The following is a 12,482-nucleotide window of genomic DNA, read 5'->3' as shown; positions in this document are numbered from 1 at the left end:
CACCTCGAGCGGCGCGGTGAGCCAGGCGCCGTGGAAGGGCGCGCTGCATTCGGCCGCCAGAGCCTCGGCGCGGGCGCGCAGGGCGGGTTCGGTGAAGGTGGCGTCCAGCACCACCGCGCGGCCGGCCCGCAGCATCGCGCGCGCATCGGCGAACAGGGTCTCGTAGACCAGCTCGTAGAAGGCGGGCGTGTAGATGTCGCGCGGCAGCCGCTCGACCGGCCCCACGCCCGCCAGGCGCTTCCGGACCTCGTCGGTGCGCAGCACCACCGCGCCCGGCGCCGCGCCCAGGCCCGGCGCGATGGCGCGGGCGAAGGTGGTCTTGCCGGTGCCTGAGAAGCCGCCGGCCGCCGCCAGCACCGGCGGGGCGGGCGACAGGTGGGCGATCGCCGCCTCCACATAGGCCGCCGACTGGGCGAGGTCGCCGGAATGGGCCGCCACATGGGCCCGCACGCCGGCCCGCACCGACATCATCAGCGGCAGGGCCGCCAGGCCCTCCCACACCGCTTCGCCGAAGCTGCGCACCGCGGCGTCCAGATAGGCCGAGTGCGCCCTGACCGCGGCGTCGCGGCGGCCGCGGAAGTCCAGGTCCATGAGCAGGAAGGCCAGGTCGTACTGGACGTCGAGGTCGGAGAGCAGGTCGTTGAACTCCAGGCAGTCGAACAGCACCGGCTCGCCGTGCTCCACCAGGATGTTGGCCAGGTGCAGGTCGCCATGGCAGCGCCGGGCGAAGCCGGCCACCGTGCGCGCCTTCAACAGCGGCAGCTGGCGCTCGAATTCGGCGTTCGTCGCCTGGACCAGCCGCTCGACCCGGTCATGGGCAAGTTTGCCTTTCAGGTCCTGAAGCAGGTGGGCGTTGGAGCCGATGGTCCAGGCCAGCGCCGCCCAGCCGCCGTCGGGCCGCAGCGGCGCCTCGGCATGGAAGCCGGCGATCATCCGCCCCAGCCGCTCGGCCAGGGCGCCGTCCACCCGCGAAGGGTCGTTGGACAGCACCGCGGCGTCGTCGAAGCGGCGCATCTCCAGGGCGTAGTCCACCGCCTCGCCCGCGCCGTGGCCTTCGTCGGCGAAGGCGAAGCCGCCGTCCGGCGTCCGCGTGATCGTCCGCACCCGGCGGTAGATGTCGGCCGACGTGGCCCGGTTGAACACCAGCTCGCGGTCCAGGGCCCACTTGCGCTGGCCGGGCGTGCGGAAGTCGGCGTAGCCCAGGTCGGCCGAACGCTTCAGCTTCCAGGCGACGTCGCCCGCCAGGAAGATGCGCGCGCACGCCGTCTCGATCGCGCGCTCCGAGCGGCCCTTCAGCCAGGCGACCAGCTCGGCCTGAACCTTGGCGTCGTCGGTCTCGGCCTCGGTCAAGGAAACAGCCTGTGGGTCGTCCAGCCGGCCCCGGCCCCGCCTTCCTTGGACGGCCGCGCGAACACCAGCCGCTCGTGCAGCCGGAACGGCCGGTCGCGCCAGAACTCGATGGCCTGCGGCGCCACGCGGAAGCCCGACCAATGCCGCGGGCGCGGCACCTTGCCCAGGCCGAACTTCAGCCCGAACTCGGCGATCTTCTTCTCCAGGGCCAGCCGGTCGGGCAGCGGCCGCGACTGCGACGAGGCCCAGGCGCCCAGCTGGGCCGGCCGCGCCCGCGTCGCCCAATAGGCGTCGGCCTCGGCCGGCGAGACCGCGCTCACCGTCCCGCGCACCCGCACCTGCCGGCGCAGCGACTTCCAGTGGAACAGCAGCGCCGCCTTGGGATTGGCGACGAGCTCGCGGCCCTTGGCGCTATCCAGGTTGGTGTAGAAGACGAACCCCCGGGCGTCGGCGTCCTTCAAGAGCACCATGCGCACGTCGGGCAGGCCGTCGGCGTCGACGGTGGCCAGCGACATGGCGTTGGCGTCGTTCGGCTCCCGGGCCAGGGCCTCGGCCAGCCAGGCGTTGAACAGTGTGATCGGGTCGTCTTCCGGCAGCTGCGGCAGGGCCTCGGCCTGCGCCACCTGGCGGACGTAGTCGTCCTCGCTGGGCGAGGCCGGGATCAGGGTCTTCTCGGTCATCGCCCCGATATAGCGTCAAGCCCTGCCGATTGCCGAGATTTAAGGCTCGCGCGGCGCGATCCGCCCGGGGCTTAACCCGGAGTTGACCATGGTGGGGCGAGGCTCGCCCGCGAATGGCGTCCTCCACTCCCCCACCCCCGGGCCCGATCACCCTGAAGGCCGCGCGCGAGATCCTGGGCGTCGGCCCGTTCTATTCGCCCGCCGACCTGCGCCGCGCCTTCCGCGACGCCGCCAAGCGCGCCCATCCGGACCGCCAGGGCGGCGGCGAGGAACCCTTCCGCCAGGTGGTGGAGGCCTATCACCGCTTGCAGGCGGCCCACGCCGCGCCGCCCGACCGCATCGTCCAGCCGCCGGCGCCGCGGCCGCCGGAGCCTGTGGAACTGACCCTTTCCCCGATCGTCGCGCTCCAGGGCGGCGTGGCCGAGCACCGCACCGGCGACGGCCGCCTGCTGCGGGTGACCCTGCCGGCCGGCCTGCGCAACGGCGACACCGTGCGCGTCGACGGCCGCGAGCTCGGCGTGCGCCTGATCGGCGCGCCGGAGATGCTGGTGCGCGGCGACGACCTGTGGATCACCGCCGCGGTGCCGCCGCGCCTGCTGGCCGAGGGCGGCCGGATCGCCCTCGACACCCCGGTCGGCCGGCGCATCGTCTGGCTGACCAGCAAGGCGGGCGAGCGCAAGCTGGTGCGCCTGGCCGGCCAGGGCCTGCCCGCCCGCGGCCGTCACGCCCAGGGCCACCTGTTCCTGCGCCTCGCGCCCGCCCAGCCCGGCGCCGCCGACAGCGCCGCGCGCACCCTGCTGCGCCGCTTCGCCGCCGCCTGGGCCGCCTGAGCCCACATGACCGCGAATTAAGCTGCATCGCGGCCCGGCTTCCCCGAGGGTAAGCCTTGAACGCTCCCGGAGAGGATGTGGAAGCCGCCATGCAATCTGGCGCCGGTCTCCCGGGCGGACGGCCCGCGGGCGGCTCGCGACGCGATTTCCTTGTCCATTCGGCCTGTGTGGCGGCCGCGGGCTCGGCGAACGCCGCCGCGCCGACGCCGCCGGAGCCAGCGCCGCCGCTGGTCTTCGTCAGCAACGTCCTCGCCGACTACCTCCAGCTGCTGATGTTCCGGTTGCGACGTGACACCTTTGCGCCGTTCGACCCGCCCGGCTTCGCGCAGGCGCCCAGCCTCGATGAACTGGTGGCCGCGCCCGAGGCCGTCGCTTCGGCGGGACTGACCCGCTACGACCAGCTCCACGGCTTCATCGCCACCGCCTTCGCCGGCCTCCCCGCGAAACGGGTGACGTCGCCTCGGCCGCGCATCCTCTGCTACAGCGACAACCCGCCAAGCCTCGAGGCCGTGCAGGCGGTGGTCGCGGCGGGCGCGCCGTTTTTCCCCGCCTTCGAGACCTATTGGCGGCAATCGGTGCAGCCCCTCGTCCAGGCGCAGATCGCCGGCTGGCGCGAGCAGGACGCGGCCTTCCATCCGCTGCGCAAGGTCATCGAACTGCAGCGCATGCCGCTGCGCGCGCCGCGGCTGGAGGTGGTGGCGATGCCGTTCCATCCCTCGGGCAGCGGCAACTATTCGCCGCCGGCGATCTTCAGCTCGCTGTTCGAGAGGCCCAACCTGCCCTGGTTCCTGGGGCATGAGGCCAGCCACCTTATCTGGAGCGAGGCGCTGGGACGCCCGCTGAGCGCCAGGCCCGAGGCCGCGCGGGTGACGGCGCTCGCCACCGCCAACCGGGTCGATGTCGAAGAGACCATGTGCCTCTTCATGCAGGCCGAGGTCTCCAAGCGCTGCGGCCTCAGTAAGCCCGACCTGCGGATGTCGACGAAGCTGGAGGCCGGCCCGCAGAAGCGCCTGATGATCGCGCTGGAAGACGGCTGGGACGACTACCTGGCCGATCCGCGCCGCTGGCCCGACCTGCAGGCCTATGTGCTGGCGAAAGCCTCGGCTGTTCTCGGCCAGGGGTGAGCGCTAAGGAACTGCGGCTCTGGCGTCCGCCCGGGCGGCGACGATTCTCGGAGACCGCGACGCATCATGCGCCTTCTGACCTTTCTGGCCGCCGTCGCGATCGCGCTTTCGCCCGCCGCCGCCGCCCTCGCCCAGGAAAGCCCGGTGGGCGAGCGCCACCTGGAGGCCACCAACCCCACCGCCGCCCTGCGCGACGCCGACCACAAGCCGACCGTCCGCATCACCGTCTGGTATCCGGCCGCCGAGGGCGTCGAGGAGAAGTCGCTGGACCTCGGCCCGCCCGGCCAGGCGATGTTCTATGTGGGCTCCGCCGCTCCCGACGCCCCCTTCGCCGACGCCCGGCGCCGGCCGGTGATCCTGTTCAGCCACGGCTTCGGCGGCACGGCGCGGATGATGGGCTGGTTCACTACCGTCTTGGCCCAGCAGGGCTATGTGGTGATCGCCGTCGACCATCCGGGCAACAACGGCGCCGACAAGATGACCGTGCCGGGCGCGGCGCTGTTCTGGGACCGGCCCGGCGACCTCGAGGCGGCCCTGGAGCGCGTCAAGGACGATCCGGCGATCAGCCCGCACCTGGACCTGAGGCGGCTCGCCATCGCCGGCTTCGCGAACGGCGGCTCCACGGCGCTGCAGGCGATCGGCGCCCGGGTCGACCTGGCGCGCTTCCACAGCTTCTGCGCCGCCCATACGGACGATCCGATGTGCCGCCCGCAGCCCGAATTCCCGGTCACCCTCGACCAGGAGGCCGCGGCCTTCGCCACCCCGCAACTCGCCGCCGAGGCCGCCCACGCAGGCGATGACCACTCGATCCGTGGCGTGCGCGCGGCCTTCCTGATGGCGCCGGCCTTCGTCCAGGCCCTCGATCCCGCGAGCCTGGGCGCCATCAACACCCCGGTCTCCATCGTGCTGGGCGAAGCCGACCCGGTCGCCCGGCCGCACACCAATGGCGGGGTGGTCGCGCGCCTGATCCCGCAGGCCCAGCTGAAGGCCCTGCCCCGGGTCGGCCACTACGACTTCCTGTCGGCCTGCACGCCCGCGGCCATGCAGCGCCAGGTGCCGCTCTGCCTGGGCCTTCAGGTCCCCCAGGGCCCGACCCACGTGGCGGCCCTGCAGCAGGCGCTGATCTTCTTCGGCCGGGTGATAGGGCCGCCGTAGGTTTCGCGCCGGCGCGTCTGCCGCTACAAGCCCCGCCATGTCGCACAACAGCTTCGGCCACCTGTTCCGCGTGACCACCTGGGGCGAGAGCCACGGGCCGGCCCTGGGCTGCGTGGTCGACGGCTGCCCGCCGGGGATCGCGCTCACCGAGGCCGACGTCCAGGTCTGGCTTGAGAAGCGTCGCCCCGGCCAGGGCAAGTTCGTCACCCAGCGCCAGGAGCCGGACGCGGTGAAGATCCTTTCCGGCGTCTTCTCCGACGAGCGGACGCTTGAGAAATTTGGGGCCGCCCAGGTCACCACCGGCACGCCGATCTCCATGCTGATCGAGAATGTCGACCAGCGCAGCCGCGACTATTCGGAGATCGCCACCGCCTTCCGCCCCGGCCACGCCGACTACAGCTACTTCGCCAAGTACGGCGTGCGCGACTATCGCGGCGGCGGCCGGCAATCGGCGCGCGAGACCGCCGCGCGCGTCGCCGCCGGCGCCATCGCGCGCAAGATCATCCCGGGCGTCAGCATCCGCGGCGCCGTGGTCCAGATCGGCCCGCACGCCGTGGCCCCCGAGCGCATCGACTTCAGCAGGACCGAGGACAACCCCTTCTGGTGCCCGGACCCCGACATGGTCCCGGTCTGGGAGGAGCATCTTGAGGCGGTCCGCAAGGCGGGCTCCTCCACCGGCGCCATCGTCGCCGTCGAGGCGACCGGCGTCCCGGCCGGCTGGGGCGCGCCGGTCTACGGCAAGCTGGACGCCGAACTGGCCGCCGCGCTGATGTCGATCAACGCCGCCAAGGGCGTGGAGATCGGCGCGGGCTTCGCCGCCGCCGCCCTCAGCGGCGAGGAGAACGCCGACGAGATGCGGGCCGGAAACCATGGCCCGATCTTCCTGTCCAACTCGGCCGGCGGCGTCCTCGGCGGCATCTCCACCGGCCAGCCGGTGACCGCGCGTGTCGCTTTCAAGCCCACCTCCTCGATCCTCACCCCGCGGAAGAGCCTCAACGAGGCCGGCGAGGAGATCGAGCTGCGCACCAAGGGCCGCCACGATCCCTGCGTCGGCATCCGCGCCACGCCGGTCGTCGAGGCCATGGTCGCCTGCGTCCTGGCCGACGCCTTCCTGCGCCACAGGGGCCAGGTGGGGGGACCGGCGGGGAACTAATTCCACCGGCCGCCATCGAATTCGAGGCGATGCAACGACTCCCGGTTGGTGACACCGCTGACATAGACATCCCCAGGGTTGTGTTAGACTTTTTCAATCAATCACAGGCACTTAGCTTCGCCGTAGAACCACGTGATTTGGGATTGACCGGCTAGGTTTCCGCAACGTAATCAGCCGCACCCTTGGCAAGACGAATCGTCGGGACCAGGCCCGGAACCGGCCGCAACGGAAGACGGACACGCCTTTGCGCTACGACCTGCTCAAGATTCTGCTCGTCGACGACAACCACCACATGCGCGTGCTGCTGTCGGAAATCCTGAAGGCGATCGGGGTGCAGAAGATCTACGAGGCCAGCGACGGGACCGCCGGCCTGCAGATGATGAAGAACCACACCATCGACATCGTCATGACCGACCTTTCCATGCAGCCGCTGGACGGCATCGACTTCGTCCGCCTGCTGCGCCGCTCGCCCGACAGCCCCAACCAGATGTGCCCGGTGGTGATGATCACCGGCCACTCGACCATGAGCCGGGTCGCCGAGGCGCGCGACGCCGGCGTCAACGAGTTCCTGACCAAGCCGCTCACCGCCCGCGGCGTGCTGGAGCGCATCAACCAGATCGTCAATCACCCCCGGCCCTATGTGAAGACCGAGGGCTATTTCGGCCCCGACCGGCGCCGCCGCCACGACCCCAGCTTCAAGGGGCCCGACCGGCGCGAGGACAGCCGGCGCCCGCAGCCAAAGGCCGCAATCCAGGAACTGTAAGGGCCTGCTAGGTTCAGGTCGCGTTCACCGATCCCGCCGCAGGATCGCGCCCGACGTCCGGGGAGCTTTGACATGCCACTGAAGTCCATCGTCCTGCGGGGCGCGGTCCCGGCCGCGGCCGCGAGCCTGCTTTCCGCCTGCGCGGTGGTGGGCGCGGCCGGCGCGGTCGGCGGCGCCGCGGTCGCGGTGACCGGAACCGCGGTCGGCCTGGGGGCCAAGGCGGTCAGCGCCACGGCCCACGGCGTCGGCGACGTGATCGGCGGCGGCAAGAAGGACGACAAGTCCAACTAGCCCGACGCGGTCAGTGAGGGGCGCTGGCGCCGTTCTCGAACTGGAAGCCGGGGTCGTTCTTCCGCTGGCCTCCGAAATTCCAGACCAGGGTCAGGGCGAAGGTGCGGGTGTCGAAGGACCGTTCGACGCGCTGGCTGAGCGCCGGGGTGTCGAGCACCAGTTGGCTGTGATAGGTCCGCAAGACGTCCTGCACCGTCGCCAGCACCGATATCCGGTCGCTGAGCTTGTGCCGGAAGCCCAGGTTCAGCATCCCGGTCGGCGCGGTGTGCCCCTGCGGGGTGAGCGACTCTCCCGTCACGAAGGCGTTGATCTGCACCAGGTCCTTCGGCGTGATCTGCCAGCTCAGATTGCCTTGGCCCATCGCGGTGTAGGTCGAGCGCGCGCGGCTGAACCCCAGGTTGGCGGCGTTGATCTCGTTCCAGAAGAGATTGGCGCTCAGGTTGTAGGTGACCTTCGGGATCAGCGGCCCGGCCGCGACCAGTTCCAGCCCGCCGCTGCGTGAGGTGTCCAGGTTCTCTTGGGTCGTCAGGAAGACGTCGCCGCCCAGGTCCTGCACGACGCTGGTGAAGCTATGGTTGACCTGCACGAAGTGGGCGCTCGCCAGGTAGTAGGTGTCCCCGCGTGTGTACTGGTAGCCCACCTCGTAGGAGTCGGAGATCTGCGGCGCGAGGTCGATATTCCCCGCCTGGAAATTGAACGGGTCGGTTGAAACCCGGAACGGATTCAATAGGGCGGGATCGGGATAGGCGACCCGGCGGCTGTAGCTGGCGGTCGCGGTTTGGGTGTCGGTAAGCCGGTAGGCCATGTGCAGCGACGGGAACAGATGGGTATCGCTGGGCGAGGCCTTCACGCCCTCGGTCACCTGGTCGAGGTCGAGGTTGTCGACCTGGAGCCTGAGCCCGCCCAGCACGCTGAGGTCGCCGAACTTCCGCTCATAGGTGGCATAGGCCTGCAGCAGGTCGCGCTTGTACAGGAAGAGGTTCGTTTGCAGCGGGTCGTTCGACAGCGCGCCCGGCGCCGGCCCTTGTTTGCCGATGAAGTTGTACCGCTGGTCGTCGTCCTCGAAATCGAATCCGAGCTTCAGCTTGGATGAGTCGGACATCGGCCGGGTGTAATCGGACTTCAGCTCCGACTGTATGAAGCGCCCCCGGTAGTCGAACCTATTGAAATCGGGCGCGGCGACGGGCGTCGAGAAGACGTCCTCGGAGTCTCGCAGCAGGCGGTAGGTGTAGTCCTCGCGCCGGGCGAAGGTGACCAGCTCGTGGCCGTCGCCATCGAACTTCTGCCGCCAGGAGCCGGTGGCTTCGTTGAAGAACTGTTTGAGGTCCTGGTGCTCCGGACGCACGAATTGCTGGATCGGCCCCAGCGCGTCGGCGGTGGTGAAGGCGTTCGCCGTCTTGGTCTCGGTGTCGAGGTCGCTGATGCGCAGCGAGCCGCTCAGCCGGGATTTCGCGGTGACGTCGTAGTCGACGGCGCCGTGCGCGAAGACGGCGTCGCCCAGCTGATGGGCGGCGGACTCGTGGTCGGCGTCGACGATGTCGCCGCTCGCGGGGTCGGGGGCCTTGCGCTCGTCGCTCACCTCGCTGCGGGTTTCGGCGTGCCGCAGGGTGAGGTCGCCCGTCATGCTGAGCGCTTTGGAATTGTAGCCGGCGTTGGCGACCGCCTGGACGCGGGCGGGGTCGGCGGCGGTGATCTGCAAGCCGCCGGTGCGGCCGATGCCCTGCGCCTTCTTGGTGACCAGGTTGATGATCGCCGTGCCGCTGGCGCTGAATTCTGCCGACGGGTTGGTGATGACCTCGACGCGCTCGAAGCGGCTGGCCGGGATCGACTGCAGCGCGGTCGAGCGGCCCGGGCCCTGGAAGACGCCCGAGGGATTGCCGTCGACCAGGATGGTGACGTTGGGGCTGCCGCGCAGGGAGACGTTGCCCTGCAGGTCCACCTGGACCGAGGGGATGTTGCGCAAGGCGTCGGCGAGCGAGCCGGTCTGCGCCTGCAGGTCCTTGGCGAGGCTGTAGCTGCGCCGGTCGATCGAGGTCTGCATGGCCGGCGCGGCGCCATTGACCGTCACGCCTTCCACCTCGTGCGTCTTGTCGCCGGCCGGCCCGGGTTTCGCCTGCGACGCCGGTTTGGCCTGCGATGTCGGCTTGGCCTGCGATTCCGGCTGAGCCTTCGACTCGGAGCCGCTCGCGGGCGCGGCCGGCTTGGCGCTGTCGGTTTCCTGTGCCTGTGCAGGCGAAGCCATCGCGGCCAGGACCGCCGATACGGCCGCCAGCGCCAGCGGTCCGCCGCCAAGGGTGGGGAGACAGCGGCTAGCCACGCGAACGAGCGGAATTCATCGCCATCCCCAGGCCAACTGCCCAGCTAGTTGCCGGCCCGGGTACGGCGAAACGGTGGCGCTGGCGGGCCCACGGTGTGACGCCTAGGTCAGGCGATCCCCAGGTACTTGTGCGTCTGGACGCTCAGCCGCCAGCGCGGATGGGCCAGGCAATAGGCGATGGCGGCCCGCGTGTTGGCCTCGCGGTCAGGCCCGTCCATGGGCTGCAGCGCGAAGCGCTCGAAGGCCAGGTGCTCGAAGCGCTCCGGCATCGCCTTTTCCTGCGGAAAGACCAGCTTCAGCTCCTGGCCCTTAATCTGGACCACCGGCGCGTCGGCCTTGGGGCTGACGCAGATCCAGTCGACGCCGGGCGGGACCGCCAGCGTGCCGTTGGTCTCCAGCGCCAGCGAGAAGCCTCGCCCGTGCAGGGCGCCGATCAGCGCCGCGTCGAGCTGCAGCAAGGGCTCGCCGCCGGTCAGCACCACCAGCCGGTTCTCCGGCCCGCCTTCCCAGGCGGCCTCCACGGCGCCGGCCAGCGCCTGCGCGTCGGCGAAGCGGCCGCCGCCCGGGCCGTCCATGCCGACGAAATCGGTGTCGCAGAAGCTGCAGACCGCGCCCGCGCGGTCTTCCTCGCGGCCGGACCACAGGTTGCAGCCGGCGAAGCGGCAGAACACCGCCGGCCGCCCGGCCTGGCCGCCCTCGCCCTGCAGGGTGAGGAAGATCTCCTTCACCGCGTAGCTCATGGGACGGCGGCCTCCAGGCGTCCGCCCGCGACCCAGTCCTCGAACCCCTTGGCCCGCAACGCGCAGGCCGGGCAGGTCCCGCAGCCGTAGCCCCAGGGATGCCGATGCTCGCGGTCGCCAGCATAGCAGGTGTGGCTCTCGGCCACGATCAGTTCGACCAGCGGCTCGCCGCCCAGGGTCTTGGCCAGGCCCCAGGTTTCGGCCTTGGTCAGCCACATCAACGGCGTCTCAATCGCGAAATCCTGCGCCATTCCCAGGTTCAGCGTCCCCTGCATGGCGTCCAGCGTCTCGCGCCGGCAGTCGGGATAGCCGGAGAAGTCGGTCTCGCACATGCCGCCCACCAGCGCCTTCAGGCCGCGACGGTCGGCCAGCGCCGCAGCGTAGACGAAGAACACCAGGTTGCGGCCCGGCACGAAGGTCGACGGCAGGCCGTTGGCCTGCATCTCGATGGCCCGGTCGGCGGTCAGCGCGCTCTCGGCCACCGCCCCGAAGCTGGAGATGTCCAGCATGTGGTCGGGACCCAGCCGCTCGGCCCACGGCGGGAAGCGTTCGATCATCCGCGCCCGGACGGCCTGGCGCGCCTGCAGCTCCACCACATGGCGCTGGCCGTAGTCGAAGCCCACGGTCTCCACATAGCCGAAGCGGTCGAGCGCCCAGGCCAGGCAGACGCTGGAATCCTGGCCGCCGGAGAACAGCACAAGGGCGCGTTCCGCCGCGCGGTCCGCAGCGCGTTCGGGGTGATCGGTCATCGCCTCCATATGAGGCATGGTCGAAGGCAAGCAAAGGCTGCGGCGAGCGGCCGCTCATGTCAGCGGTGTCACTTAACCTATCTGCAAGCGCTTGGCGCCATGTTGCGAGGGTCGCGCTTTCGCAACCTTCGGTCGTCCATGTCTTTGCCTGCGTTTTTCTTCGACCGCGTCACCAGCGAAATCCTTCAGCAGATGGAAGGCGCGCTCGCGCTCACCAGCCAGCTGGAACGGATGCGCCTGGCGCCGGACGCGCAGGCGTGCGTCAGCGGCGTGTCCGAGGCCGCGGAAGGCGTGCGGCGGATGCTGGGCTCGGCGATCGCGCTGCGCAAACTGAACACCGAGGGCCTGATCCTCGAGCCGGAACCGCTGCGGCTTCGCGAGCTGGTGGACGAGGTCCATTCGCGCTGGCAGCCCGCGGCGGCGCTGAGCGGCGTCACCCTGCTGGTCTCCTACGACGGCGATCCCGATGTCTGCGCCATGGGCGACCGCACCCGCCTGCTGCAGGTCTTCGACGGCCTGGTGGGCGAGGCCGTGGCCACCATGCGCCGCGGCGCGGTCGAGGCCAGCCTGCGCACCGTGGTCACCGCCGACGCCGTGCGCCTGGAAGGCCGGGTGCGCGGCGCCCGCAACACCGTCTGGGACGACGCCGACCTCGAATCCCATGTCCGCGACGTCGAGGGCCGCTATGGCCTCGACGTGGCGATCGGCGCCCTGCTCTCGCGCCTGCTGGTCGCCGACCTCGGCGGCGCGCTGCGCAGCGAAGCCGCCGGCGGGCCGGAAACCGTGATCTTCGCGCTGACCCTGCCGCTCGCCGTCGAGACGCCGCAGACCGAAGAGGCCACCGCCGCCGAACGCTCGGTCCACGTGCTGGTGGTCGACGACAACGCCACCAACCGCATGGTCGCCCAGGCGCTGTGCGAGATGTTCGACTGCACCTGCGAGAGCGCCAACGACGGCGCCGAGGCCGTGGAAGCCGCCAAGGGCGGCCGCTTCGACCTGATCCTGATGGACATCAAGATGCCGGTGATGGACGGCGTCGCCGCCACCCGCGCCATCCGCGGCCTGGGCGGTCCGGCCTCCCAGGTGCCGATCATCGCGCTGACCGCCAACGCCGAGCCGGAGGACGCCGAGGGCTACATCGCCGCCGGCATGAACGGCGTGGTCGAAAAGCCCATGAAGCCCGAGCACCTGCTGGCCGCCCTGCAGGCCGCGCTCGGCGAAAGCGAAGCCGCCGCGGCGGCTTAAAAACCCCGCTCATCCCCGCGAAGGGGGGATCCAAGCTGAGTTCGACCCGGGCCGCCGCCTTTTAAAATCAGGCTCGGCATGGGTT

The 12,482-nt window shown here is 70.8% G+C and carries 12 protein-coding genes; 7 read left to right on the top strand and 5 right to left on the bottom strand.

Annotation, left to right across the window (positions count from 1 at the left end; translation table 11 throughout):
- The coding region (locus VGL85_RS21375) for an AAA family ATPase (RefSeq protein ID WP_331591064.1) at positions 1-1,350 on the bottom strand (1,350 nt) is incomplete at its 3' end.
- The gene (pdxH, locus tag VGL85_RS21370; protein WP_331591063.1) at positions 1,347-2,030 is read right to left on the bottom strand and encodes a pyridoxamine 5'-phosphate oxidase; all 684 of its coding nucleotides are present in this window, start codon (positions 2,028-2,030) and stop codon (positions 1,347-1,349) included. The genes VGL85_RS21375 and pdxH, both read right to left, overlap by 4 nt.
- A gap of 113 nt (positions 2,031-2,143) precedes the next feature.
- Between pdxH and VGL85_RS21365 the strand changes: the two genes are divergently transcribed.
- The 6 genes from VGL85_RS21365 to VGL85_RS21340 all read left to right on the top strand — a co-directional run bounded on the left by VGL85_RS21365 (position 2,144) and on the right by VGL85_RS21340 (position 7,346).
- Positions 2,144-2,860 (top strand): DnaJ domain-containing protein, encoded by a 717-nt coding sequence (locus VGL85_RS21365; RefSeq protein WP_331591062.1) that lies wholly within the window; start codon positions 2,144-2,146, stop codon positions 2,858-2,860.
- A gap of 89 nt (positions 2,861-2,949) precedes the next feature.
- Positions 2,950-3,984, top strand: a complete 1,035-nt coding sequence (locus VGL85_RS21360; protein ID WP_331591061.1) for a twin-arginine translocation signal domain-containing protein — start codon at positions 2,950-2,952, stop codon at positions 3,982-3,984.
- Positions 3,985-4,050: 66 nt separating this feature from the next.
- Positions 4,051-5,139, top strand: a complete 1,089-nt coding sequence (locus VGL85_RS21355; RefSeq protein ID WP_331591060.1) for an alpha/beta hydrolase family protein — start codon at positions 4,051-4,053, stop codon at positions 5,137-5,139.
- Between the two features lie 37 nt (positions 5,140-5,176).
- Positions 5,177-6,292 (top strand): chorismate synthase, encoded by a 1,116-nt coding sequence (aroC, locus tag VGL85_RS21350; protein WP_331591059.1) that lies wholly within the window; start codon positions 5,177-5,179, stop codon positions 6,290-6,292.
- A gap of 244 nt (positions 6,293-6,536) precedes the next feature.
- Complete coding sequence (locus tag VGL85_RS21345) at positions 6,537-7,055, top strand: response regulator (protein WP_331591058.1); 519 nt, start codon at positions 6,537-6,539, stop codon at positions 7,053-7,055.
- A gap of 72 nt (positions 7,056-7,127) precedes the next feature.
- Entirely contained in the window at positions 7,128-7,346 is a 219-nt protein-coding gene (locus VGL85_RS21340) for a hypothetical protein (RefSeq protein ID WP_331591057.1), read from the top strand.
- Between the two features lie 10 nt (positions 7,347-7,356).
- On the opposite strand, the gene VGL85_RS21335 is transcribed toward VGL85_RS21340, so the two are convergent.
- From VGL85_RS21335 to queC, 3 genes are all read right to left on the bottom strand, one after another.
- Complete coding sequence (locus VGL85_RS21335; RefSeq protein WP_331591056.1) at positions 7,357-9,588, bottom strand: TonB-dependent receptor domain-containing protein; 2,232 nt, start codon at positions 9,586-9,588, stop codon at positions 7,357-7,359.
- Between the two features lie 182 nt (positions 9,589-9,770).
- Complete coding sequence (queE, locus tag VGL85_RS21330) at positions 9,771-10,403, bottom strand: 7-carboxy-7-deazaguanine synthase (RefSeq protein ID WP_331591055.1); 633 nt, start codon at positions 10,401-10,403, stop codon at positions 9,771-9,773.
- Complete coding sequence (gene queC, locus VGL85_RS21325; protein WP_331591054.1) at positions 10,400-11,152, bottom strand: 7-cyano-7-deazaguanine synthase QueC; 753 nt, start codon at positions 11,150-11,152, stop codon at positions 10,400-10,402. The genes queE and queC overlap by 4 nt, the downstream gene beginning before the upstream one ends.
- 138 nt (positions 11,153-11,290) lie before the next feature.
- Here queC and VGL85_RS21320 point away from each other — a divergent pair, with 138 nt between their 5' ends.
- Positions 11,291-12,397: a response regulator gene (locus tag VGL85_RS21320; protein ID WP_331591053.1), complete on the top strand. Its 1,107-nt coding sequence runs from the start codon at positions 11,291-11,293 to the stop codon at positions 12,395-12,397.
- The last annotated feature ends 85 nt before the right edge of the window (positions 12,398-12,482 follow it).

Origin of the sequence: Phenylobacterium sp. (genome assembly GCF_036501465.1) — a bacterium.
Classification (GTDB): Bacteria; Pseudomonadota; Alphaproteobacteria; order Caulobacterales; family Caulobacteraceae; genus Phenylobacterium.
Note: the sequence above shows the minus strand (reverse complement) of the source record. Positions and strands in the feature narration are given on the sequence as shown.